The organism is Streptomyces sp. NPDC041205, assembly GCF_055591765.1.
This window is the reverse complement of sequence record NZ_JBVIZH010000008.1, coordinates 14,948-38,669: the sequence shown is the minus strand read 5'-3', so window position 1 is coordinate 38,669 and position 23,722 is coordinate 14,948. Positions and strand designations below refer to the sequence as shown.

The window sequence follows — 23,722 nt, the reverse complement described above, 5'->3', positions numbered from 1 at the left end:
CTGCTTTCAGCTTCCCTGTGCGGAGAACCAATGACTTCGGTAAGAGCACGGCGCCAGCAGCCGAACCCGGTCGACGACGACGGGGAGGACGCACGCATCCTCCAATCGCTGGGATACACCCAGCAACTGCACCGCCGGATGGGGGCGTTCGGTAATTTCTCCGCCTCCCTGTCGGTCATATCGATCATGTCGGGGACCCTGCTCCTGTTCGGCTTCGGCCTGAACTCGGGAGGCCCCTCGGTGATCGTGTGGGGATGGCTCGCCGTCGGACCGCTGGTGCTGTGCCTGGCCGCGGCCCTGGCCGAGATCACCTCCCGCTACCCCACCAGCGGCGGCCTGTACTACATGGCCCGCCAGCTCGGCGGCGAGCGGTGGAGCTGGTACACCGGCTGGCTCAACCTCCTGGGCCTGCTCGGCGGAATCGCCGCCCAGGACTACGGCATCGCGACGTTCACCGCCGCGTGGATGAACCTGCAGTTCGGCTACACGCCGACCCCGGAGTCCCTGCTGCTCGTGTATGCGATCGTCCTCGCGCTGCACGCCGTCCTGAACCTCTTCGGCACCCGGCTGATGAACATCCTGACGTCCGTGAGCGCGTGGTGGCACCTGGCGGGAGCCGTCATCATCATCGGCGCCCTGGCGTTCGTGCCCTCCGACCACCAGTCGGCCGGTTTCGTCTTCACCGAGTTCACCAACAACACGGGCTGGGGCGTCCCGGTCTACGTGATCCTGATCGGCATGCTGCTGCCGGTCTTCGCCCTGGCCGGCTACGACACCTCGGCCCACCTGAGCGAGGAGACGAACCACGCCTCCGTCGCCGCGGCCCGCGGGATCTTCCGCTCGGTGGCGGTGTCCTGGATCGCCGGCGGCATCCTGCTGCTGACGCTGCTGTTCGCCATCCAGGACTACGCCACGACCCTGTCGGGCCCGACCGGCGTACCCGTGGCACAGATCCTCCTCGACGCCCTGGGCGAGGCGGCGGCCAAGGCGCTGCTCCTCGTGATCATCGTGGCCCAGTTCCTGTGCGGCTACACCGTGACCGCCAGCGCCAGCCGGATGATCTACGCCTTCGCCCGGGACGGCGCCCTGCCCGGATCGGAGCGCTGGAAGAAGGTCAGCCCTCGCACCGCCATCCCCGCCAACGCGGTCTGGCTCGCGGTCGTCGTGGCCTTCGTGCTCGCGCTGCCGTCCTTGTACTCCAACACGGCGTTCTCGGCGGTGACCGCCATCTCGGCCGTGGGATTCACCTCGGCCTACGCCATCCCGGTGCTGCTGCGGCTGCTCCACCGCGACCGCTTCACCCCTGGGCCCTGGAACCTGGGCCGCTGGAGCCGGCCGATCGGCTGGGTCGCGGTGCTGTGGGCCGCTGGGGTCACGGTGCTTTTCCTGCTGCCGCAGAGCAGCCCGGTGACCGTCGACACCTTCAACTACACCCCCGTCGCCGTCGTGGTGGCCTTCCTCATCGCCGCCGTGTGGCGGCGCTTCGGACGCAGTTCCTACCACGTGCCCCGCTCCAGTTCCCCCAGCGAGGACAAGCAGTTCGAGGGCATCATCTGATGACGGCCACACCGCGTGCCGCACGTGGAGTACCCACGGGCCCGGAGGCGCCGGAGCCGCCCGCTCCCGCCTCCGGGGCCGCCACGACCTCAACGATCCAGGGGAGTACGGTGACCGGCCTCACGGAGTCCATCGAATCGGCACAGCAGCTCACGGTGGCCTGGCGTGCCATGGTGCTCGACCGCGCCGAGGACGCGGACGTGCGCGACCTCCCCGGCATCGCCGTCCGCTGGGCCGACAGCCCCTTCTCGTTCTGGAACTGCGTCACCCTGACCGACCAGGGAGCAGGAGCCGGCCTCGTCGCACAGCGTCTGAGTCAGGCGGCGGACATCATGCGCGCGAAGAAGCACCCGGGCTTCCTGTGGCTCTTCGAGGACCTCCTCGACGACGAGGCCCGCGCCGCGCTGGCCCCGGCGGCCGAGCAGGCCGGCCTGCAGTACGCCTTCCCCGGCAGGGGCATGGCCGGAGACCTGCTGCCCATCCCCGACCCCGCCCACCCCGACCTGACGTTCGTGCGGGTGCGCACCGACGAGCACCTGCGGGCCTACGCGGACCTCCAGTCACGCGCCTACGGGTTCCCTTTGGAGGAAGGCCGCGAGGGCCTGGTCGGGTCCGCGCGCTGGAAGAGCGAGATGTACGCCTACCTGGCCATGCGGGGCGACGTTCCAGTGGCGTGCGCCGCGACGGTCGAAGCGGAGGGCCGCCTCTTCGTCGCCTTCGTCGCCACCGACCCGGAGTGGCAGCGCAGGGGCTACGGCGAGGCGGTCACGCGCAAGGCGCTGTACGAGGGCGCCCAGGCAACCGGGCTGACCCGCGCCACGTTGCACGCGACCGAGGCGGGGGCCCCCGTGTACCCGCGTATCGGCTTCACGCCGAACACACCCATCCACTTCTACCACCTGAAGGTCGCGTCGTAAGAAGGAACAGCGGGCCCTGCCGGCGCTGTTGCATGAGCGAGGGACCGGCGCCGCACGGGCGGGGAACACGGCAGACCGCAAGGTCGTCCGCCCCGCCAGGATCCGGTCCCTGGCGCGGCGGTATGCCCGCCGCGCCCTCGGACCGAGACGCTTTTCCGCTGGAGGACTGTTCCATGACTGACCGGCCCTTGACGCTCATGGCTGTGCACGCCCACCCCGACGACGAGGCCACCGGAACGGGAGGGGTCCTCGCGCGGTACGCGGCGGAGGGCATGCGCACGGTTCTCGTGACCTGTACCGACGGCGGTTGCGGCGACGGACCGGAGGGTGTCAAGCCGGGCGGCCCCGGGCACGATCCGGCGGCCGTCGCCTCGATGCGCCGCCGAGAACTTCAGGAGAGCTGTGACGTCCTGAAGATCAGCGATCTGGAGACGCTCGACTACGCCGACTCCGGGATGATGGGCTGGCCGAGCAACGACGCCCCCGGATCCTTCTGGCAGACCCCCGTGGAGGAAGGCGCCGCCCGGCTCGCGGAACTCATGCGTCACTACCGACCCGATGTGGTCGTCACCTACGACGAGAACGGCTTCTACGGCCACCCCGACCACATCCAGGCCCACCGCATCACGATGGCGGCCCTGGAGATGACCGACCTGACACCGAAGGTGTATTGGACGACGATGCCCCACTCGGCGATGCGGCGGTTCGGAGAGGTCATGCGTGAGCTGGAAGGGGACGTGTCGGAGCCCGATCCGGCCGAGGCCGCCGCGATGGCCGAGATAGGACTCCCCGACGACGAGATCAGCACCTGGGTCGACACCACCGCGTTCAGCGGTCAGAAGTTCGACGCGCTGGCCGCGCACGCCAGTCAGGGCGAGAACATCTTCTTCCTCAAGATGGGAAAGGAGAGGTTCGGCGATCTGATGGGCATGGAGACCTTCGTACGGGTCCAGGACCCCACCGGCGCGGCCCTGCCCGAGAACGATCTCTTCGCCGGACTCCGCTGATCCGCCCGTCCGGTGGTCTCGCGCGTACGCGCGCATGATCCCCACGGGCTTGGACCCGGTCTTGCTGTAGCTGCGGATGGCTGCGGTGTTGCGGCGGCGCGATGTGCGGAGGAGTCGTGAAGAGATTCCGTACGATTCTTGGGATTCGGTCACAGGAGCGGAAAACTCGGAGGGCTCACTCGGCGCTTCCGAACACGTCGGACGCCGACCCATGCGATGGGAGACCGATCAACGATGTTCACTCTGGTACGGAGCAGAGTGCGGGCGGCCGCGCTCGCGCTCTCGGCAGTCGCGGCCCTCGCCTTCGGCACGACCACCACGACCGGCGCGGCGGCGGCCCCCGCTCCCGCTCCGGCGAAACAGGGGCCGACCTCGGTGGCGTACGTCGAGGTGAACGACAACAGCATGCTGAACGTCGGCAAGTACACCCTCGCCAAGGGCGGCGGCAACGTCTTCGACGTCGCCGTGATCTTCGCGGCGAACATCAACTACGACACGGGCAAGAAGGCGGCGTATCTGCACTTCAACGAGAACGTGCAGCGCGTACTCGACAACGCCGCCACACAGATACGGCCGTTGCAGCAGAAGGGCATCAAGGTCGTCCTGTCGGTGCTCGGCAACCACCAGGGCGCGGGCTTCGCCAACTTCCCGTCCCAGCGAGCGGCTTCGGCGTTCGCGAAGCAGCTGTCGGACACCGTGACCAAGTACGGCCTCGACGGCATCGACTTCGACGACGAGTACGCCGAGTACGGCAACAACGGCACCGGCCAGCCCAACGCCAGCTCGTTCGTGCACCTGGTGACGGCGCTGCGCGCGAACATGCCGAACAAGATCATCAGCCTCTACAACATCGGCCCGGCCGCGTCGCGCCTCTCCTACGGCGGCGTCAACATCTCGTCCAAGTTCGACTACGCCTGGAACCCGTACTACGGCACCTGGCAGGTCCCCGGCATCGCACTGCCCAAGTCGAAGCTCTCGCCGGCGGCCGTCGAGATCGGCCGGACCTCGCAGAGCACGGCCGCCAACCTCGCCCGCCGCACCGTCAGCGAGGGGTACGGCGTCTATCTGACGTACAACCTCAACGGCGCCGACCGCAGCGCCGATGTCTCGGCGTTCACCAGGGAGCTGTACGGCAGTGACGCCGTCTACACGCCGTAAGGCGACCGCGGGCCCCGGTGTGCGGTGCTCCCTCGGAGCAGGCCGCATCCCGTAAGGCCGAGACCCGCGCAGGCCGCGCCTTCGACAACGATGTCGGGGGCGCGGTGCGCAGGGCCTGGACGGGCGCCCTGCGCTGCCCCGGGCTCGCCCTGGACGCCATCAACTGGGCTGTTCGGTGTCCCCTTCTCACTCGTTCGCGCCCCATGATCATCTCAAAACGGCAAAAGTCGTATAAACAGAGCATGCGTTTCGAATCGGTCGAAACCGGTGCCGCTGTGCCGTGCCCGATGTGAAGGGGTCTCTCTCGATGCGACACAACCTCAGACGGCGTGCGGCCGGACGCCGTTGGCCGCGCGGCGCGGTGGCCCTCGCGGCCGGTGCGGCGGCCCTGGTCGCGCCGCCCGCGGCAGCGGTCACGGCGGCCGCCCTCGTGGCCCCGCCCGCCCCGTCGCCGTCGAGCCCGCCACCTGGCCCGGCATCAGGTCCGGTGTCCGGCGCGGCGGCAGCGGAGGTGTCGGCGTCGCCGTCGGGGTCCGCGTCCGGCGCGCCGTCACCGGAGGCGTCGGCCTCGCCTTCGGGCTCACCCTCCGGTACGTCGGCGCCTTTGGCCTCGGCGCCCCGCGCAGGAGCGTCGGCGTCTTCGACCTCGGCCTCTCCTTCGGGCACGCCTTCCGGTACGTCGGTGCCCTCGGCCTCGGCGCCCCGCACGGGCACGCCGCAGCGGGGCCCACAGCCGCTGCCCCGTGAAGCCGCGTCGGCCCGGCCGCCCGCGGCCTCCACGGTCGCCTCACCCAAGGCCCCGACGACCACCCCGCCCACGGCCCCGACAGCCACCCCGTCGACCCTCCCGCCCGCCACCCCCGCGCGGACCGGCCCACCCCCGCGCGCCCCGCGCGCCCCGCGCGACGAGCCGGAGCACAGGCGCACCACCCCACGGGCGTCCGCCTCGTCGTCGCCGTCCCCGGAGGCCCGCAGGCACCGCGGCCACCGCCCGGCGTCGGCTGCCGGGGCCGACCTGGAGGTCCGGTCGCGCCCCGGGGCGGGGCCGGCGCGGCGCGCCGCGGGCTCGGCCCCGGCGCCGGACGGCGTGTACGACTACCGCATCACCGCCGTCAACCACGGCCCCTCGCAGGCCGTCGGCGTCAGGGTCCAGGACCGGCTTCCCGACTCCCTCGTCTTCGTCTCGTCCGCGGACGGCTGCACCGCGAGCGGACGGACCGTCACCTGCGGCCCGTTGCCGGAGCTCGCCGTCGGCGCGTCCCACACCTGGGTCGTGACCGTACGCCTCGCCGACGACTACGAGGGCGACGGCCGGGACATCGTGAACCTGGCCTCGGTGTCCGCGCGGACCAGCGACCCCGACACGAGCAACAACACGTCGTCCGTGACCGGCCTGCCCGTCCCGCCGGACTGGGGCCGCGCCGACCTCTCCCTGACCAAGACGGCCGTGCTGCCCGACGGCCGCTCCTGGGTCAGGCCCGGCGAGACCTTCACGTACCGGATCACCGTGCACAACAACGGTCCCGGCACGGCGCGCGGACTGCGGGTGACCGACCCGCTGCCCGCGGGCCTGCGCTTCGTGGGCTCCCCGGACGGCTGCGCCCCGGACGACGGCGGGCGTCTCGTCGTCTGCCCGGGCCCCGACCGCCTCGCGTCGGGCGCTTCGGTCACGTACGCGCTCACCGTCGAGGTGGCGACGGCGCGGACCCGCCACCTCGGCAGGATCGAGAACGTCGCCACGGTGACCTCCACGACGAAGGACCCGGACCTGAGCGACAACCAGAACCCGCCGTACACGGTGTACGTCAGGACCGGCCACGGGGAGCTGCCGGACACCGGCGGGGACGTGCCCGCCTGGCTCGGCTGGGTCGCGGGCGCCGCGGTGGCCTGTGGCGGCCTCCTGATGGCGGTGGTCCGGCGCCGCGAGGCGGGGGAGGGGCCGCGGCGATGACGACCTCCCGGCACCCGGCGGGCCCACGGCGGATCGCCGTCCTGCTGCTCGCGCTCGGCGCCCTGTTCTGCGGACTGCTCGCCCCCGCGGCCTCGGCCGCGGAGGTGGCCTTCCCGGTCCACGAAGGCTTCGACAACGGCAACGACCTGGGCACCGCCACGGGCAGCGCCTCCTACCAGGACGGCTGGCTGCGCCTGACGCCCGCCCAGGCGAGCAGGGCCGGGTCGTGGCAGATGAAGGACTCGTTCTCCACGAGCCTCGGCATCGTCGCGGAGTTCACCTATGCCACCTACGGCGGCAGCACCTTCGACGGCAAGCGGGGTGACGGTCTGGCGTTCTTCCTCGCCGACGGCTCCGCGCCGACCGGGACCGGCGCCACCGGCGGCGCCCTCGGCTACGCCTGTGCCGGCAACGCGCTCCGCTGCACCAGCAACGGCCTGCCCGGCGGGTTCCTGGGCATCGGCATCGACGAGTTCGGGAACTTCTCGGCCAACTCGACCGGGGCGAGCGGACCCGGAACCCAGGCCAACAAGATCGTGCTGCGCGGCGGCGGCAACGGCACCTCCGGCTACCGCTTCGGCACCTCCGCCAACGGCCCCGGCGGCACCGTCGAGACGGGCAGCCGCACCAACTTCCGCACCGTGCGCGTCACCGTGCAGCCCCAGGGCGGCAAGCTCCTGGTGTCGGTCTGGTCCGACTCGGGACCCGGCACCACGTTCACCAAGGTCATCAGTGACTTCGACGTGTCGACCGTGAGCGGTCAGCCGTCGCTGCCGTCCACTCTGCGCGTCGGCTTCTCCGCGGGCACCGGCGGCGCCACGAACAACCACGAGATCGGCGACCTCAAGATCAACGTCCCGGCGGACCTGTCGGTCACCAAGTCCGGCAAGCCCGCCACCGCGGCCGCCGGGAGCAGACCGGTCACGTACACGGTCACCGTGGCCAACAGCAACGCCAACGCGGTCACCGGCGCGACCGTGAAGGACGCGGCCCCCGGGCTCACCGACGTCACCTGGTCCTGCACGGCGAGCACGGACAGCGCCTGCGGCAAGGCGTCCGGGACCGGGCCCCTCGACACCACCGCCGACCTGGCGCGCGACGGCACCGTGACCTACACCGTCACCGGCACCGCCCCGGCCCAGCCGACGACCCTGACCAACACGGCGACGGTCATCGCCCCCGGCAACCGCACCGACACCGACCCCACCGACAACACGGCGACCGCGTCCACGACCGTGACCGCGCGGGCCGACGCCGCCGTGACCAAGGCGGGAGTCGGGCAGGGGCCGGTGCGGCCCGGCGAGGAGTTCGCGTACCGGATCACGGTCCGCGACAACGGGCCGTCCGACACCGCCAACGTCCGGGTCACCGACACCCTGCCGACCGGGCTGACGTTCGTGTCCTCCGCCGACGGCTGTACGGCCTCCGGGCAGGCCGTCACCTGCCCCACCGTGAGCAGGCTGGCCGCGAGCGCCTCGGTGTCCTGGACGTTCCGGGTCAAGCTCGACGCGGCGTACCAGGGCGACGGCTCCGACCTCGGCAACGTCGCGAGGATCAGCCACGACGTCACCGACCCGAACACCGCCAACAACACCAGCACGGAGGCCCTGCCGCCCGGCGGGGTGCGGGCGCCCGCCGCCGACCTGTCGACCGTCAAGGCGACGACGACCGGGACGACGGTGGCGCCCGGAGAGGAGTACGCGTACCGGGTGACGGTCACCAACAACGGCCCGTCGGTCGCGCGGGCCGTGCGGATCTCGGACCCGCTGCCGACCTCGCTCACCTACGTCTCGTCCGCCGACGCCTGCACGCTGTCGGGTCGCACCGTCACCTGCGGGCCGGTCACGACCCTGGCGCCGGGCGCCTCCGTGTCGTGGACGTTCCGGGTGCGCCTGAACGCCGACTACACCGGTGACGGCACGGACGTCCTCAACGTCGCCACGGCCGAATCCGACACCGCCGACCCCGACACCGGCAACAACAGCGGCAGCGCCACCGTGCCCAGCGGCAAGGTCAGGCCGCCGACCGCCGATCTCGAATTCGGCAAGAAGGCCGAGAACACCCCCGCTTGACGGGTCCCGCCGCGATGGCGGGGCACCTCCCCTCGCACGTCCGTACAGCGGTGTACGCGACCGGAGCACGAACGGAACCGATGTGAGATGAGTACGACACGACATCGCCGACGCGCCCTTGTGGGTGTGGCGGTCGCCGCGTTGGTCTGCGCGCTGCCGCAGTGGTCCGGCCAGGACCCGGCCCTGGCGGCGGCGCCGTCCGGCTCCGGGCCGCGGGTGACCACGCAGCTGAGCCGCGCCCTGCCCGCGGCGGGCCGGGCGGACACACCGCCCGGCGGACTGATCACGTACACGCTGACGGCGAAGAACAACGGGCCTTCCGTGGCCCGCAACGTCACGGCGTCGGACACGCTGCCCGAGGGCATGTCGTTCGTGTCGTCCGCCGACGGCTGCTCGGCCAGCGGCCGCACGGTGACCTGCGGCCCGGAGCCGCAGCTCGGCGTGGGCCAGACCAAGAAGTGGACGTTCCTCGCCCGCCTGAGCTCCTCCTACCAGGGCGACGGCTCGGACCTCGGCAACAGCGCGTCGGGCACGTCGGACGCCACCGACCCCGACCCGGACAACAACAAGCCGGACCCGGTCACGCCGCCGGGGCCCTTCACCCCCGAGTCGGACATCTCGACCGTGAAGACGGCCCTCGGCACCGGGCCGATCGTGCCCGGCGAGGAGTACGAGTACGAGATCGAGGCGTTCAACGCCGGGCTCTCGGACGCCCGCAACGTGAGCGCCACCGACACGCTGCCCGACGGCGTCTCGTTCGTGTCGTCGGCCGACCCCTGCACGGCGTCCGGGCAGCGGGTCGCGTGCGGACCGCACGCGAAACTCACCCCCGGTGCCTCCGTGAAGTGGACGTTCAAGGTCAAGCTGAGCGCCGCCTATCAGGGGGACGGCTCCGACCTGCGCAACACCGCGACGTCGACGTCCGACTCCAAGGACCCCGACCTCAGCAACAACACCAGCAAGGCCGTGCTCCCGCCGGGCGGAGTCACCGAGCCCCAGGCCGACCTCTGGGCGGGCAAGGAGCCCACGACCACCACGCCCATCGCGCCGGGCGAGACCTTCGAGTACGCCGTGACCGTCACCAACGACGGACCCTCCCGGGCGCTGAACGCGAAGGCGACCGACACCCTGCCCGCGCGCCTCGCCTTCGTGGGCTCGGCCGACGGCTGCACCGCCTCCGGCCAGGACGTCGCGTGCGGACCGCAGGCCGTCCTCGAACCGGGCGCGTCGAAGACGTGGAAGTTCACCGTCCGGCTCGACTCGGAGTACACCGGCGACGGCAGCGACATCCGCAACACCGCCACCGTCTCCTCGGACACGGCGGACCCCGTCCCTGCCAACAACACCAGCGCGGCGGCGGGCCTCCCGGGCAGCAAGGTCAACAAGCCCACGGCCGACCTGGCCGTGACCAAGACCGCTGTCGGAGACACCGCGCCGCGCCCCGGCGAGACCTTCGACTACAAGATCACCGTCACCAACAAGGGCCCGTCGGCCGACGCCTACAACGTCAAGCTCACCGACGACCTGCCCGTGGGCCTGTCGTACGTCGCCTCGTCGCCCGCGGGCTGCACGGTCTCCGGGCAGGTGGTGAACTGCCGGCGAACCGCCCCGCTCAAGGTCGGCGAGACGGTGGAGTACACCCTGACGGTGAAGGTCGACCCCGCCTACCAGGGCGACGGCAGCGACATCAAGAACACCGCCCACGTCACCGCCGACAACATCGACCCGAGCAGCGAGAACGACACCGACACCGCGGGACCGCCCGACGGCGGCATCGCGGCGCCCTCCGCCGACCTCGCGATCGTGAAGAAGCCCACCACGGACAAGCCCGTCTCCCCTGGCGAGACCTTCGACTACACGGTGACGGTCACCAACAAGGGCCCGTCCCAGGCCGAGCAGGTCCAGGTCTCCGACGTCCTGCCCACGGCGCTGAGCTTCGTCTCGTCCGACGACCCGTGCACCGCGGGCCGCACGGTCACCTGCGGGCCGCTGGCGACCCTGGCGCCCGGGGCCTCGGTCAGCTGGGTGTTCAAGGTGAAGCTCGCCGCCACCTACACCGGTGACGGCGCCGACCTCGACAACACGGCCACGGTGTCGTCGGCGACCAAGGACCCGGTCACCGGCAACAACTCCAGCACCACGGGCCCGCCCGGAGGCGAGGTCACCAAGCCGAAGGCCGACCTGGAGGTGAGCAAGCAGATTCCCTGACGCGCTCCGACCCGTGCGAGACGTCGGCCTCCCTGGCCCGGTTGAGGTCAGGGAGGCCGACGCGGCCGTCCGGCACATCGAGCGGGTCCGCCGCCGCGCGGCCGATCACGGGCTCCCGGAGCCGCTCGGTCAGCCGGCCTGCGGGCTGAAGGGCGGGTAGCTGTCGGTGAGCAGACCGACGTAGGCCTGTACCCGCAGGTTGTAGCGGTAGACGCCCACGACGAAGTCGCGTATCCCCAGCGGGTATTCGCCCGTGATGAGTACGGCGAAGAAGCCCACGATCACGGCGGCCATCGCGGCGATGCTCAGCAGGACAAGCATCAGGTAATGCGGGACGGCTAGCAGCCACTTGATCAGAGGCTGCCACCGTGACATCCGCTCGGGGTAGGCGAACGTGACGACGGTGTGCGGATCGAGACCGTCGTCGCCGGAGGCGGACTGGAAGTCGAAGGGCGGGTAGTCCGCTCGCAGGAACAGCGCGTAACTCGCGACGCGCCACTCGTAGCGGAAGGTCATGGCGATCGCGTCGAAGAGCGGGCGCGGGATGCGCCGGGTGAACAGCACGGTGAAGAAGGCGATGAAGGTCAACACCTGACGCAACAGGCCGAGCACGTAGGCGATCAGCAGGTGTGGAATCGCGAGGAGCCACTGCACGAGCGGCCGCCAGCGGGCTATGTGACGTGTGCTCTTGAGGCCGAGTTGAGTGGGATAGGGAGTGGCCAGTGTCATGGTGCCCTCCTTGGACGGCACTGCATGGATGAGCGCGGCGACTGCGCGCCGCCGCACGCGTGACCCGCAGGCGACCTGCTGCCCGGGACGGGCCCTTCGGCCCGCGCTGCTCGGACACCATGATCGGCCCGTTACAACGTACGCTTACTCTGCAAGTCGTACGCTTACGCCGTAAGCATGTCAAGGCACAGGACCGGAGGGCGCGGATGAGCCATTCGGAGCCTGCCGCCCGACCCCCGCTGACCAGGGAGCGGGTGCTGCGGACCGCCATCGCCCTCGCCGACACGAGCGGGATCGACGCGCTCACCATGCGCAAGCTCGGCGTGGAACTCGGCGTCGAGGCCATGTCGTTGTACCGCCACGTGGCGAACAAGGTCGACCTGCTCGACGGCATGATCGACACCGTTTTCGCCGAGATCGACCTTCCTGACGACGAGGCGGACTGGCGGACGGCCATGCGCCGCCGGGCCGTCTCGGCCCGCACGGCCATGTCGCGCCACCCCTGGGCGACGGGCCTCATGGATTCACGGGCCGTCCCCGGGCCCGCGACCTCGCGTCACCACGACGGAGTGATCGCAACACTCCGAGGGGCGGGCTTCTCGACCGAGCTGACCACCCACGTGGTGTCCGTCCTGGACAGCTACGTCTACGGATTCTCGCTCCAGGAGACGACCGCCGAACACCTCCAGCCGGACTACGACCGTGGCAACGAGTTCCTGTTCGGACTCGATCTGATCCTCGACGGCCTCGAGCGGGCCCGCCACGGGACCTGATCCCACCGGGGCTCCCCGCGCGGTCGGCATCTCCCGCCGACAGGAGACGCTTGGCGCAGGATCACCTGCCACGGGTGAGGGCATCCGGCCGGATTCTGTTCCACGGTGTCCTGGTCTGAGGCGGTGAGTTCGCGGATGAGTGCACGCGGAGCGGAAGAGACGGACGGCCCGTCGGAGCAGGCGTTACGGACGGTGCTGGGTCTCCTGGGCCTGACCGGGGCCGGTCTGCGGCGCCTGCTCGACCCCACGGACGCCGAGGACGCGGCGCCCGCACGGGAACCCGAACTGCTCCGCGTGCTGCCCTGTGCGGCCGTGGCTCTGGGCATCGCCGCCCGACGGCGCTCTGCCCGGGCGGTCCGGGGCGCCGGCTCCCGGGTGGGCGCGGTCGTCGCGTTCGCCGCGCGCCCGGTGGTGGCGCGCGAGCCGTTCGTCTCGTCGTGGCGACTCCTGGTGCGCTGGGGAGAGCGAGGGGCCGCAGAGCAGGCGCGCAATCGGGAACTGGCCCTGGGGTTCGTCAGGGCGGTCGTCCAGGAGGCGGTGTCGGGTGTCCTGGACCAGGTCGATGTGGACACAGTGGCGGACCGCGTCGACCTCGATCGCGCGGCGCGCAGGCTCGACCTGGACATGGCCGCGGACCGTCTCGACGTCGACCGTGTCGCGGGGCGCGTGGACGTCGACCGTGTCGCGGGCCGGATCGACGTCGACCGCGTAGCCTCGCGGATCGATGTCGACGCCGTCGTGGCGCGGGCGGATCTCGACGCGGTGATCGCGCGTCTCGATCTCGCCGATCTGGTCCGGCGCGTGCTCGACGAGATCGACTTCGCCCGGATCGTCCGGGAGTCCAGCGGCACCATGGCGGTCGAGACGGTGGATGCCTTCCGGGACCGGGGCGTGAGCGCGGACCGGTTCGTGAGCAGGATCGCCGACCGGGTCCTGTACCGGTCCGGCACGCGGAACACGACAGGGCCGCGACCCGGGCCGGAGGGGCGGTGAGTCAGGCGTCGGCGGTCCAGGGGCAGCGAGCGGGGATCGTCTCCCGAACGGTGGCGGACGTGATCGACCTCGGGCTCGTCGGCGTGCTCTGCGGAGCCGCCCTGCTCCTGTACGGCGTCGGCGACTACCTGCTGACCGGCGCACCGTTCGCGCTCCCGCGTCTTCCGAGGCCGGGTGGCGCCGCGGGCAGCTCCCTGATCGCCGTCGGATACCTCGCCGCAGGCTGGGCCGTGGCGGGCCGGACGCCGGGGAAACAGTTCGCGGGCCTGCGCGTGGTGCACGTCTGTGGCCGTTCCCTGACCGGCGGGCGGGCAGTGCTGCGTGCCGCACTGTGCGTGCTCTTCCCGCTGGGACTCCTCTGGGTGCTGGTCAGCCGCCGCAACGCTTCACTCCAGGATCTGCTGGTGCGCACCGCGGTGCTCTACGACTGGGGTACGAGGTGACGGGGCCCCGGCCGGACGAGGGCCGGCAGCCCGACGCGAGGGGGCCGCGCGCGCGACTGCGGTCCGTGGTGGGGGAGTTGAGGGGCGCGGTGACCAACCCGTCCGGCGGGATACGTCGCGTGGTGGCGCAGTTGGCGCACGTCGGCGTCCTCGACACGGCGACCCGTCTCGCGGCGCAGGTGTTTCTGGCGGCCCTGCCCGTGCTCTTCGTCGTGGTGTCCTTCGGACCGCCGGTCGTGCGCGAGGAACTGCTCTCCTCGCTGCGTTCGTTGCTCGGCCTCACGGGTGTCTCGGCGGACCAGGCACGGCAGTTCACGGCCGGTGAGCCGCCGCCCCGTGAGACGTGGGGGGCGTTCAGCATTCTCATGACGCTGCTGTCGGCGACCGCCGTCAGTCGCACACTGCAGCGGCTGTGCGAGCGCTCCTGGCACCTGCCGCCCGCTGGTGGCAGGCCGGCCGTATGGCGGTGGCTCGTCTGGCTGTTCGGGTGGGTCGCCTCGCTGGTGTTCCACGGCGCCTGCAGGGACGGCTTCGGGGCGGGCGCCCTCGTCGGATTCCCGCTCGCGCTGGGCGCCACCGTCCTGATGTGGTGGTGGACCCAGCACCTCCTGCTGGGCGGACGAGTGCCGTGGGGGCCGTTGCTGCCCGGAGCCCTGCTCACCGGATGCGGCATCACCGTCTGCGACGCCGTGGCCCGGCTCTACCTGCCGCGCGCCCTGAACGAGAGCATTCACCGGTACGGCCCCGTCGGTTCGGTGTTCACTCTGCTCTCCTGGCTCATCGTCCTCTTCGTCGTCGTCACCGTGGGCATCGCCCTGGGGTACCTGCTGGCCCGACAGGCTCCCTTCGACCGGTGGCTGAGGCCACGTCAGGGCGCGTCCGCGCGGACGCGCCCGGCACGGACCGCCTTGCCGAGGGCTCGGAAGTCGTCCTCGTTCTGGTCCGCGTACGCCTCCGCGAACTCCGCGACGGCACGGTCGAAGGTGTCGCCGCGACCGAGATAGGCGGCGAGCGCGATGCGGTCCCCCGAGCGGGCATGGGCCCGGGCCAGGGTGGCACCGCAGACCTGGCCGAAGAGTCCCATGCCCCGCGGGCGCATGGTGTCGGCGAGGGCGATGCCCTTCCAGTCGTGCAACTGGCGCACGTAGAAGTCCCGCTGAACGCCGTCGAGGCCTTCGACCCGCTCCCAGCCGAGCATCATGTCGCTCGTGGCCTGCATCAGGCGCTGACCCGCGACGACCCGTTCGCCCTGGTTCTCGTACCTGCTCGTACCCACGTGGTCGGCGAGGGCCGAGGTCTGGGCCTCCTTGGCCTGCAGGAGCAGGGGGTCCTGTTCGTCGCGGCCGAGCATGAGGATGATCCAGCAGCGGGTGCCCACGCTGCCGACGCCGACGACCTTGCGGGCCATGTCCACGAGGCGGAACTGGTCGAGCAGGGCCCGCCGGTCGGACGGCAGGCTCTGGCCGTACCGCTGGATCAGCCCCTTGAGCTGTTCCTCCATCTGGTCGCGCTCCATGCCGGGGAGGAGGTCGTCCACCGGGACGATGAGCGGGGGGTCGGGTGTGATCCTGCGTTCGCCCTTGACCAGGTGCGTGAGCTTCTCGAACGCGTGCAGGTGATCGCGGGTGCGCGCCTTGGCCAGGGCCAGTGCCGTCCTCTTGCGGATCACGGGCCTGCCCTTGCCGCCGAGGGCCCGGTAGAGGTCGTCCGCCTCGACCTTCGCGTACCAGACGTCGAGATTGCGCATCCCCGCGAAGGCGCCCATCGACTCGCGGTACGTCCGCACCGCCCCGCGCACCACCGCTGACCGATGCGCGTCGTTGAAGCCGTTGTTGCGGCCCGCGATGACCAGGCTCGCCGCGAGCCGCTTGACGTCCCACTCCCAGGGCCCGGGGAGCGTCTCGTCGAAGTCGTTGATGTCGAACATCAGATGGCGCTCGGGGGACGCGAGCAGCCGGAAGTTGAGCAGATGGGCGTCCCCGCACAATTGCACCTCGATGCCGGTGTTCGGGGTGCCCGCCAGATCGCCGGCCATGAGCGCGGCGGCACCCCGGTAGAACCGGAACGGGGACTCCAGCATCCGCCCGTACCGCACGGGCACCAGGTCCGGCAGTCGTGTCGCCGACTGCGCCTCCAGTACGTCCACGGGGTCCGCGCGGTCCGGACGCGGCGTGAATTCCGCGTGGGCGGAGCGCGGCACGGCGCCACGGGCCGCCTTGCCACGGGCGGCCCGTTCCTGAGGAGTGAGATGCGTGGTCCCGCTGCCGGTCATGGCGAGCCCCCTTCTCTCGGCACCCGCTCTTCGGGCTCGTGCCGCCGACTCTCGTTCCGGAGCCCCGCCCGGACATCACCCGGCAGGGGTGAGGCGGCGCGGAGCCCGGCGCACCACCGTGCGTCTCACCGACTGCCGAGGAGGCTCACGATGGACTATCCACTCATGAACCTGTTCCTCACCATGCTGTGGTTCTTCCTGTGGATGGCATGGCTGATCCTGGTGTTCAGGACGATCGCCGACATTTTCCGCAGCCGCGACATCGGAGGCTGGGCGAAGACCGGCTGGCTGCTCTGCGTCCTCGTACTGCCGTTCATCGGCGTTTTCGTGTACCTCATCGTCCGGGGCCGGACCATGGGCGAGCGGGACATGCGCCAGCTGGAGGCCCGCGACGCCGCGTTCCGCGCGTACGTACGGGAAGCGTCCGGCGAATCGGCGAACGGTGGACCGGGCCAGCTGGCGCAGCTTGCCGAGCTCCGGCGGTCGGGGGACCTGACGGATCAGGAGTTCCAGCAGGCGAAGGCCATGTACCTGGATCGCTGAGGTCGGTGCCCCGCAGCCGTCGGGCCGGACCGGGCCGTCAGGTCCGTCCCGACGGCTTCCTGCCGTACACCGCGAGGGCCCAGATCACGATGACGTCCAAGGTGATGATGATGATGGACCAGACCGGGTAGTACGGGATGAAGAAGAAGCTCTCGATGGCGCTGGCCCCGGCGAGGATCATGCCGATGGCGCGCCCCCAGGCGCGGGCCGCGAAGACGCCGAAGGCGGCGGCCGCGACGAAGATGCCCGAGAGCAGTTGGATCCATCCCCACACCGATGTGTCGAACTCGTATGTGTAGTTGCGTGTGACCACGTAGAAGTCGTCGTCGATGATCGCGACGAGCCCCGCGATCGCGTGGTACGAGCCGACCAGCAGCATCATGCAGCCGGCGAGCATCGAGAATCCGACGGCCGCCGGGTTCCGTTCCGACACGGTTCGCTGAGTCATCAGTTGGCTCCTCCTCTGAGGTGAAGGGGAGCATCCCGCGCGACACCCGGAGCCGTACTCACCCACGCGGGGTGATGTCCGGTCCTTCGACCCGGACGAGGATGCCGTGCGTACCGCCCGATCCGGACGGAGGTGACGCCATGGCCGGGGCGGCCGACGGCTTCGAGATCCGGATCAGGGGGCGGGTGGGGGAGTCGTTGCGGGAGGCGTTCAGCGAGCTGACGGTCTCGGTGCACCCGGCGGAGACCGTGTTGCGCGGCTCGCCGCTCGACCAGGCCGCGTTGTACGGGATCCTGGACCGGATCCAGTCGCTCGGACTCGAACTCGTCGAGGTGCGCAGGCTTCCCGGAGGCGGTGGACCGGGCCTCGAGGGTGGAGCGACGGCCACTTAGCGACTGGCGGGCCGGGCATGGGGGTCCGAGGATGTGGGCAGTAGCCGGAGTTCCCCTCGAGGGGTGAGGACATGCCCACGACATGCCAACGACCTTTGCCGCCGACGCAGTTGAGCCGCGGTGAGATCGGCTCTGTGCGCGTCGCCGCGCTGCGCGGGGAGCTCCGGGCGCTCGGCTGCGACCGCCGCTCCGTGGAGGCGGCGGTCTCCCTGTCCGTGTCCTGGGTCACCGATGTGCTCGCGGACGTCGCGTACGCGCTGCACGACCCGCCGCTCGCCGACGCGTTGACGGTGGAGGCCGCCGCCCTCCAGGACTCGGTACGCCCGGTCAGTGCGGCTGCGAGGAAGCGGGCGGCGCCACCGCAGGGGCCGCCCGCCGGGGGGCGCCGTCCGCCGGGGCCCGCGGCCCGGCTCACCGAGCGCGAGGCGGTCGTGCTGAGACGGCTTCAGGGCGAACAGTCGCTCCGGGAGATCGCCGCAGATCTGTACGTCTCGGTGAACACCGTCAAAAGCCATGTACAGTCCATATACCGGAAGTTCGACGTCACCTCCCGCGGCGAAGCGGTCAGCAGGGCCCGCGGACTCCGGCTCCTGTGACGCGGGCCCCGTACGGTCCCGAGCCGACTCCTGCCGCCGCGTCTCACAGCAGACGCAGCTCGCGTGCCCGCCGTACGGCAGCCGTCCGCCGCGTCACGGCCAACTTGCGGTAGACGCTTTTGAGATGGGTCTTGACCGTGTTGACCGACAGATACAGCTCGGCGGCGATTTCCTCGGTGGTCATCATCTGCGCGAGGTGGACGAGTACGTCGAGTTCACGTGTCGTGAGGGTGCCGAGGACCCGCGGAAGCGCCGCATCCGGTGCCCGTGTCCCGTCATCCGCCGTATGGAGGCCGCCCGCGGGGCGCGGTCGTACGACGCGCGCTGCACGCTCCGCGACATCGAGGCGCTGGGCGAGCCAAGGGGCGGGATGCGCTTCGCGCGCGCTCGCCAAGGCGCGCAGGGCGCGGTCGCCGCGGCCTGCCGCGATGTGCGTCAGGCCCAGGACCAGTGCGCGAACGGTCCGGACGAACGGGTCGGGCGACGCCTGCAGCGCGATCTCGGCCCTGCTCAGCTCGCACTCCGCGGCATCGAGGCGGTCACCGGCCAGATCCACCCAGCCCTTGGCCACGAGAATCGCCGCTCCCGCACGGCCCGGGCGGGACCGGGTGGACAGGGCGGCGTGTTCGGCCCTCGCCGTGAACTCGGCGGCCGCACGGAACCGGCCCCGGAGCGCCTGAAGCAGCGCGAGGTCTTCCAGACAACTGCTGCGCAGGGCGGTGTTGCCCACCGAGGTCGCCGCGGACAGGCCCGTCAGGAGCGTGGTCTCGGCCGCCTTCAGCCTGCCGCCGCGCAACTCGTCGCCGCCGCGTGCCGACAGGACGAGCGCCCTGAGTTCGGGACGGTCGGCGAGCTTTTCGGGGGAGACCTCGCCGAAGAGGGCCTGCGCCGCGGCCGCCGCGCTCACGGCGGCGGGCACGTCGCCGGTACGTGTGCGCACGATGGTGATCGCGGCGTGCGTCAGGCGGACCGCCGCGCTGTGCTCGCCGCCCGCCTCGGGCAGGTGTGCGAGCGCCTGTTCGGCGTGCCCGAGCGCCTCCTCGCAGACAGGGGTGTCGCCGCGGGACAGGGCGGCCGCCGCGCACAGGAGCGCGGGTTCCGGTTCATGGCGGGCCGCGGACCGGGTCACCACCCGGTGCGGCATGTGCCGGAACAACTCGGCGGTGAAGCGGTCGTGGGTCAGTCCCAGGGCCTGACCGATCGCCAGCTGATGGACGATCAGACGGCTCGCGTGCGGCCAGTCCCCGGCATCGGCCGCACTGCGCACGGCCTCCGCGAGCAGTCCCTGACCGCTGAACCACGCGGCGGCCTTTCGTTGCAGGTCCTCCGCGAGGCCGGGCGTCTCGTGGCGCAGGCGCAGCCGCAGGAAGGTGGCGAGCATCTGGTGGCCGCGGTACCACCCGTGCCCCAACGGCCGGAAGAAGGCGTTCTGTTCGACCATGGAGGAGAAGAGCCGGCCCGTGGCGCGGCCGACGAGTGCCGTGGCCAGGTCGGCGTTGACGCGTTCCGGGACGCTCGTCGCCAGCATGAGGCGACGCATGTCGGCGGACTGGGTGTCGAGGACCTCTTCGAGCAGATAGCTCGCGACGGCCTGGTCGTCGCCGGTGAACTGGCGCACGAAGCCCTCCGGGTCGCTGTGCCCGGCCATCGACATGGCCGCGAGGCGCAGACCGGCCGCCCACCCCTCGGTGCGCTCCCGTAGGGCACGCACCGACGGCCTCGACAGCGCGACGCCGTGCTGGCCGAGGAGCTCGGCGGCCTCCAGGTCGCTGAAGGCCAGGTCGTCCATGCGCAACTCGGACAGGTCACCGACCAGGCGGTAGCGGTGCAGCGGCAGCGGCGGGTCGCGGCGGCCCACGACGACCAGGCGGAGCGCGGGGCCGGCCCCCTTGAGAAGATAGGACACGCCTTCGGCGAGGACGGATCCCGCCGCGGGCACGAAGTCTTCGAGCACCAGGGCGACCGGTGTGCTCCTCGTGGCGAGACTGGCCGCGAGACGCGCGATGAACACGTAGTCGAGGGCGTCGCCGCGTACCGGGGCCTCACCGGCCGCGGTGACGTCGACACCGGCACGGCGCAGTGCCGCGAGCACGCAGGGCCAGAAGACGCCCGGCAGTTCGTCGCCGCTGTCGCAGGAGACCCAGGCCAGCGGCCCTGGCAGCCTCCCCGTGTGCGCCCAGAGCAGCACGAGGGCGGACTTGCCGGAGCCCGCGGGCCCGGCCACGACCGTCAGCGGGCCGAGCGCCCCTCGGGAGAGGCGCTCGGTCTGCCGTGGCCTGGCGATCACCCAGGCCGGCAGCGGAGGTACGTCGATCTTGGAGTGGAGCGTCGGGAATCGTCCCGGCGGGGTGGACGAGGACGCCTCTTCCGATGGGTCGGCCATCGCGGTACCGCCTCTACTGCTCAGGCTGTCGTGCGAAGGGCCAGTGTGGGACGGGAGGGGGTGAGACGGCATCGTCCGCGGCCGCCATCTCACCCGGGTGAAAAGCTCCTCAGACGCCGTGCAGCGCCGCGACGAGCTCCTCCTCGCGCTCCTTCGTCAGTGATGTGCGGATCACGGTCGGTGCGAACGGACGCAGTGCTTCGCGAACCCGGTCGGGCGTGGACTTGCGTACGAGCGCGAACACCGCGGCCCGGTCGGGCTCCAGCGTCGCGGCCACCTCCTTGATGAAGGCGTCATCGATGCCCACATCGCGCAGCCGCCCGGCCGCCGCGCCGGCCGCTGTGCCGACCGCGGCCCCGAACACCGGCATCAGGAACAGCATGCCGAACAGCGCCCCCCACACGGCCCCGGTCACGGCTCCGGCCCCCGTGGTGCTGTGCGCCTGCTGGACGTGGACCTTCCCGTCCGGGGTCCGCCAGGCGAGCGCGGCGTCCTCGAGGTCGAGCAGTTCCTGACGCGACAGGTCCGCTCCGAGGCGGAGTACGGCTTCGGCCTTCTCCTTGTCGGAGAAGCCGAGAACGACGAGTTCGGTCATCACAGCCTCCCCAGGCGCCTGCGGGCATGGCGCTGGGACGTCTCCTCGGCGGCGGCCGCGTCCAGCGCCCGCACCGCCTCCGCGACCTGGGCGGCCACCGGACCGAAGGTCTCCGGGGTGAGGAACCCTTCCGCGATGGGCACGCCTCCGGCCTCGCGGATCACGCGCCGCAGCGTCCTCGCCCACACGTGCTCGAGAAGGACGAACCCGGCGGAGGCCCCGGGGTCGAGTGCGGACGCCATCTCCCTGATGTCGTCCTGCGAGAGCCCGAACGGGTAGCCCTCGTCCGCCATGTCCTCCAGCGCTTCGACTTCCCGCAGGGTCCTGGTCTCCAGGCCGAGCAGGGACGCGACCGTGGTGCCCATGCCCTCGGCCTGGTAGTCGCGGCTCGCGAGCGTGCCGTCCCGCTCCTTCTGTACGAACAGCAGGTCGATGACCCGGATGAAACCGAAGCGTTCCAGGCTCTCCAGCTCTTCGATGATCTTCCCCGCGAACTTGGCGTCCGGTCCGAACTCGACGGCCAGCATCTGAACCGGTCCGATCGTGACCATGGTGTCTCCCCTCGGTCGGTACGCCTCCATCCAGCCGCACCACGGACGTGCGCGCGTCACCCGCGAGGGGTGATGGACGGGCGCCCCGAAGGGCCCGAGGGTGACCGCACCGCCGACGGCGCGCACCCGCCCGATGGCGCGGCAGAGGGGGAGTCATGCCCAGTGAACTGGAGCAACTGCGCGAGGAAGTCGAGGCACTGCGCGCCGACGCGGCGGCACGCACCCGGCGAAGGGGCTTCGGTCTCGCCGTCCGCAGGACCGTCGCCGCCGTGCTGATCGCCCTGGTCGGCTTCTGCACGGTCGCCTCGGTGGTCGGCGTCTGGGGTGCGCGGACCACGCTGAACACGGACCGCTGGGTCGCCACGGTGGGCTCCTTGCCGCAGGACCAAGAGGTCAACGCGGCGGTGACGACGTTCCTCACCGACGAGATCTACGGCGAGCTGAACGTCGAGGCACGCCTGTCCGAGGCGTTGCCGCCCAAGGCGTCGTTCCTGGCCGCACCGGTCAACGGCGCCGTACGGGACTTCGTGCACGACAAGATCTCCAGGCTCCTCGGGACGGACAGGTTCCGGTCGCTGTGGGAGCGGACGAACCGCACCGCGCACGACCGCATCGTCACCGTCCTTGAGGACCGGGCGGAGAACGTGTCGGTGGAGGGCACCACGGTGACGCTGAACCTGCTGCCCCTCATGAACGACGTCCTGAAGGCCGTCGAGGAGCAGATGCCCACGCTCTTCGGCAAGAAGCTGGACCTCCCGGCCATCGGCACCGGAGAGATCCCGCCGAACCTGCACGACAGGATCGAGAACGCCCTCGGAGTCTCGCTGCCCGCCGACTTCGGGCAGATCACCCTGTACGACCGGGACAAGCTCGGCCCGCTCCAGGACGCGGTGCTGCTCTTCAAGCGGGGCGTGGTGGGCCTGGTCATCGGCACGTTCGTCCTGCTCGGCGCCGCGCTGTGGATCTCACCGAACCGCCGCCGCACGGCACTCCAGCTCGGCCTGTGGCTCGTCATCTCCGTGACGGTGCTGACCAGTGTGATCCGTGCCGTACGGGACGAGATCCTGGCGGCGCTGCCGGAGGGCGTCTACCGCGACGGCGTGCAGGCCGCCCTGTACACGGTGTTCACCACCCTGCGCGTACGGGGCGACCAACTGCTCTGGCTCGGCGTCCTCCTCGCTGCTCTCGCCTACCTTGTCGGTCCGGGACGCCTGCCGAAGGTGCTGCGCCGGTACACGGCCCAAGGGGCCAGGGCCGTCGGCGGGTTCACGGCGACTGCCGCGCAAAAGGTCCCCGCCAAGGGTGGGTTGAGGGCCTGGGTCCACCGGCACGTCGACGCGCTCCGCGTCGCGGGTGTCGTGGTCGCCGCCGCCCTGGCCCTGCTGTTCTCCTCGTGGACCGCTCTGCTGGTCGTCGCGGCCCTGCTCGCCGGATACGTCCTGCTCGTCACCGTCGTCGCCCGCTCGGCCGAGCCCGGGGAAGGGGAACAGGAGCGGACTCCCGATGAGCCCGCCGCCCCGACCGGGGCCCCGGGGTGATGCTCGGGCGACGGCCCAGCGGGCTCGCCGTGGCGACGCTCGGACTGCTCGCCGCGCGCGGCGTGTACGGCTGCATCGTCGTCCTGTCGCTGCTGTTGGCGCTGGAGGACCATCCGCCGCCCGCATTCGAGGCCGCCCTGCTCCTCGCGGCCACACTCATCGGCATCGTGGCCGCCGAGGCCTTCGCCTCGCTGATCGGGCAGGAGGTGGAGCGAGGCCGCCCGCCCACCCGCGCCGAGTGGCGACGGACGGTCGCCGAGCGTTCCATGGCGTTCTCGGCCGCCGCCGGGCCCCTTCTCTTCTTCGTCCTCGCCGGCCTCGGACTCTTCGCCGAACGCCTCGCCTTCACGCTGTCCCGCTGGGTGACGCTGATCCTGCTGTTCGCGTTCTGCAGCGCGGCGCGCGGCCTGGCCGGACGTACGCGGACGAACGCCCTGCTGACCGGCGTCGCCGCGGCCGCGCTCGGCGTCGTACTCGCCAACTTCAAGTCCTTGACCCACGGATAGCCGCCCCGGGCATCTCACCCTCGGGAGGTGAGGCCGGACGGCAGGGCGAGGCGGAAGGCTGCGTCCCAGCAGGCCGTGCGCTGGACGAGG

22 protein-coding genes and 2 pseudogenes are annotated in these 23,722 nt (G+C 71.4%); 17 read left to right on the top strand and 7 right to left on the bottom strand.

The window, feature by feature from the left end; all coding sequences use genetic code 11:
• The first annotated feature begins 30 nt into the window (after positions 1-30).
• The 3 genes from ACZ6BG_RS30070 to ACZ6BG_RS30060 all read left to right on the top strand — a co-directional run bounded on the left by ACZ6BG_RS30070 (position 31) and on the right by ACZ6BG_RS30060 (position 3,481).
• Positions 31-1,557, top strand: a complete 1,527-nt coding sequence (locus ACZ6BG_RS30070) for an amino acid permease (RefSeq protein WP_469007319.1) — start codon at positions 31-33, stop codon at positions 1,555-1,557.
• 110 nt (positions 1,558-1,667) lie between these two features.
• Positions 1,668-2,474 (top strand): GNAT family N-acetyltransferase, encoded by an 807-nt coding sequence (locus tag ACZ6BG_RS30065; RefSeq protein WP_469007316.1) that lies wholly within the window; start codon positions 1,668-1,670, stop codon positions 2,472-2,474.
• Between the two features lie 173 nt (positions 2,475-2,647).
• Positions 2,648-3,481 (top strand): PIG-L family deacetylase, encoded by an 834-nt coding sequence (locus ACZ6BG_RS30060; RefSeq protein ID WP_469007312.1) that lies wholly within the window; start codon positions 2,648-2,650, stop codon positions 3,479-3,481.
• 3 nt (positions 3,482-3,484) lie between these two features.
• On the opposite strand, the pseudogene ACZ6BG_RS30055 reads toward ACZ6BG_RS30060, so the two are convergent.
• Positions 3,485-3,571: pseudogene (locus tag ACZ6BG_RS30055) on the bottom strand (aminoglycoside 6'-N-acetyltransferase); the annotation flags it as partial.
• Between the two features lie 144 nt (positions 3,572-3,715).
• Here ACZ6BG_RS30055 and ACZ6BG_RS30050 point away from each other — a divergent pair.
• The 5 genes from ACZ6BG_RS30050 (at position 3,716) to ACZ6BG_RS30030 (ending at position 10,870) form a co-directional block, all read left to right on the top strand.
• On the top strand, positions 3,716-4,639 hold the full coding sequence (locus ACZ6BG_RS30050; protein ID WP_469007309.1) for an endo-beta-N-acetylglucosaminidase H: 924 nt from the start codon (positions 3,716-3,718) through the stop codon (positions 4,637-4,639).
• Between the two features lie 345 nt (positions 4,640-4,984).
• A complete protein-coding gene (locus tag ACZ6BG_RS30045) occupies positions 4,985-5,386 on the top strand; it encodes a hypothetical protein (RefSeq protein WP_469007307.1) in 402 nt (133 codons plus the stop codon).
• Positions 5,322-6,590 (top strand): DUF11 domain-containing protein, encoded by a 1,269-nt coding sequence (locus ACZ6BG_RS30040; RefSeq protein ID WP_469007304.1) that lies wholly within the window; start codon positions 5,322-5,324, stop codon positions 6,588-6,590. Before ACZ6BG_RS30045 ends, ACZ6BG_RS30040 begins: the two co-directional genes overlap by 65 nt.
• Positions 6,587-8,662 (top strand): hypothetical protein, encoded by a 2,076-nt coding sequence (locus ACZ6BG_RS30035; RefSeq protein WP_469007302.1) that lies wholly within the window; start codon positions 6,587-6,589, stop codon positions 8,660-8,662. The genes ACZ6BG_RS30040 and ACZ6BG_RS30035 overlap by 4 nt, the downstream gene beginning before the upstream one ends.
• Positions 8,663-8,749: 87 nt before the next feature.
• Positions 8,750-10,870: a COG1361 S-layer family protein gene (locus ACZ6BG_RS30030; protein WP_469007300.1), complete on the top strand. Its 2,121-nt coding sequence runs from the start codon at positions 8,750-8,752 to the stop codon at positions 10,868-10,870.
• Between the two features lie 129 nt (positions 10,871-10,999).
• Here the strand turns inward: ACZ6BG_RS30030 and ACZ6BG_RS30025 are convergent, their stop codons facing one another.
• Positions 11,000-11,599 (bottom strand): DUF4389 domain-containing protein, encoded by a 600-nt coding sequence (locus ACZ6BG_RS30025; RefSeq protein ID WP_469007298.1) that lies wholly within the window; start codon positions 11,597-11,599, stop codon positions 11,000-11,002.
• Between the two features lie 206 nt (positions 11,600-11,805).
• Here ACZ6BG_RS30025 and ACZ6BG_RS30020 point away from each other — a divergent pair, with 206 nt between their 5' ends.
• The 4 genes and pseudogenes from ACZ6BG_RS30020 to ACZ6BG_RS30005 all read left to right on the top strand — a co-directional run.
• The gene (locus ACZ6BG_RS30020; RefSeq protein ID WP_469007296.1) at positions 11,806-12,372 is read left to right on the top strand and encodes a TetR/AcrR family transcriptional regulator; all 567 of its coding nucleotides are present in this window, start codon (positions 11,806-11,808) and stop codon (positions 12,370-12,372) included.
• A 135-nt stretch (positions 12,373-12,507) separates the two neighbouring features.
• Positions 12,508-13,365: a hypothetical protein gene (locus ACZ6BG_RS30015; protein ID WP_469007295.1), complete on the top strand. Its 858-nt coding sequence runs from the start codon at positions 12,508-12,510 to the stop codon at positions 13,363-13,365.
• Positions 13,362-13,808, top strand: a complete 447-nt coding sequence (locus ACZ6BG_RS30010; RefSeq protein WP_469007292.1) for an RDD family protein — start codon at positions 13,362-13,364, stop codon at positions 13,806-13,808. The genes ACZ6BG_RS30015 and ACZ6BG_RS30010 overlap by 4 nt, the downstream gene beginning before the upstream one ends.
• Positions 13,697-14,632, top strand: a pseudogene (locus ACZ6BG_RS30005) (YhjD/YihY/BrkB family envelope integrity protein); the annotation flags it as partial. The gene ACZ6BG_RS30010 and the pseudogene ACZ6BG_RS30005, both read left to right, overlap by 112 nt.
• A 44-nt stretch (positions 14,633-14,676) precedes the next feature.
• Here the strand turns inward: ACZ6BG_RS30005 and ACZ6BG_RS30000 are convergent.
• Positions 14,677-16,080: a DUF2252 domain-containing protein gene (locus tag ACZ6BG_RS30000; protein WP_469007290.1), complete on the bottom strand. Its 1,404-nt coding sequence runs from the start codon at positions 16,078-16,080 to the stop codon at positions 14,677-14,679.
• Between the two features lie 150 nt (positions 16,081-16,230).
• Between ACZ6BG_RS30000 and ACZ6BG_RS29995 the strand changes: the two genes are divergently transcribed.
• A complete protein-coding gene (locus tag ACZ6BG_RS29995) occupies positions 16,231-16,623 on the top strand; it encodes an SHOCT domain-containing protein (RefSeq protein ID WP_469007287.1) in 393 nt (130 codons plus the stop codon).
• 37 nt (positions 16,624-16,660) lie between these two features.
• Here ACZ6BG_RS29995 and ACZ6BG_RS29990 read toward each other — a convergent pair whose 3' ends face one another.
• Complete coding sequence (locus tag ACZ6BG_RS29990; RefSeq protein WP_469007285.1) at positions 16,661-17,071, bottom strand: DUF7144 family membrane protein; 411 nt, start codon at positions 17,069-17,071, stop codon at positions 16,661-16,663.
• A 140-nt stretch (positions 17,072-17,211) separates the two neighbouring features.
• Here ACZ6BG_RS29990 and ACZ6BG_RS29985 point away from each other — a divergent pair, with 140 nt between their 5' ends.
• Together ACZ6BG_RS29985 and ACZ6BG_RS29980 are read left to right on the top strand one after the other, a co-directional pair.
• The gene (locus ACZ6BG_RS29985) at positions 17,212-17,463 is read left to right on the top strand and encodes a hypothetical protein (RefSeq protein ID WP_469007281.1); all 252 of its coding nucleotides are present in this window, start codon (positions 17,212-17,214) and stop codon (positions 17,461-17,463) included.
• 71 nt (positions 17,464-17,534) lie between these two features.
• The gene (locus tag ACZ6BG_RS29980; protein ID WP_469007279.1) at positions 17,535-18,059 is read left to right on the top strand and encodes a helix-turn-helix transcriptional regulator; all 525 of its coding nucleotides are present in this window, start codon (positions 17,535-17,537) and stop codon (positions 18,057-18,059) included.
• Between the two features lie 43 nt (positions 18,060-18,102).
• Here the strand turns inward: ACZ6BG_RS29980 and ACZ6BG_RS29975 are convergent, their stop codons facing one another.
• From ACZ6BG_RS29975 to ACZ6BG_RS29965, 3 genes are all read right to left on the bottom strand, one after another.
• On the bottom strand, positions 18,103-20,442 hold the full coding sequence (locus ACZ6BG_RS29975; RefSeq protein WP_469007275.1) for a winged helix-turn-helix domain-containing protein: 2,340 nt from the start codon (positions 20,440-20,442) through the stop codon (positions 18,103-18,105).
• A gap of 109 nt (positions 20,443-20,551) precedes the next feature.
• Positions 20,552-21,037 carry a DUF1269 domain-containing protein gene (locus tag ACZ6BG_RS29970; RefSeq protein WP_469007271.1) on the bottom strand — a complete coding sequence of 162 codons (486 nt, stop codon included), beginning with the start codon at positions 21,035-21,037 and terminating at the stop codon, positions 20,552-20,554.
• Positions 21,037-21,588 carry a DUF1269 domain-containing protein gene (locus ACZ6BG_RS29965; RefSeq protein WP_469007269.1) on the bottom strand — a complete coding sequence of 184 codons (552 nt, stop codon included), beginning with the start codon at positions 21,586-21,588 and terminating at the stop codon, positions 21,037-21,039. Before ACZ6BG_RS29965 ends, ACZ6BG_RS29970 begins: the two co-directional genes overlap by 1 nt.
• Before the next feature lie 155 nt (positions 21,589-21,743).
• Here ACZ6BG_RS29965 and ACZ6BG_RS29960 point away from each other — a divergent pair, with 155 nt between their 5' ends.
• Positions 21,744-23,126, top strand: coding sequence for a hypothetical protein (locus ACZ6BG_RS29960; RefSeq protein WP_469007268.1), 1,383 nt, complete (start codon positions 21,744-21,746; stop codon positions 23,124-23,126).
• A gap of 29 nt (positions 23,127-23,155) precedes the next feature.
• On the top strand, positions 23,156-23,632 hold the full coding sequence (locus ACZ6BG_RS29955) for a hypothetical protein (RefSeq protein WP_469007264.1): 477 nt from the start codon (positions 23,156-23,158) through the stop codon (positions 23,630-23,632).
• Positions 23,633-23,722 lie beyond the last annotated feature (90 nt).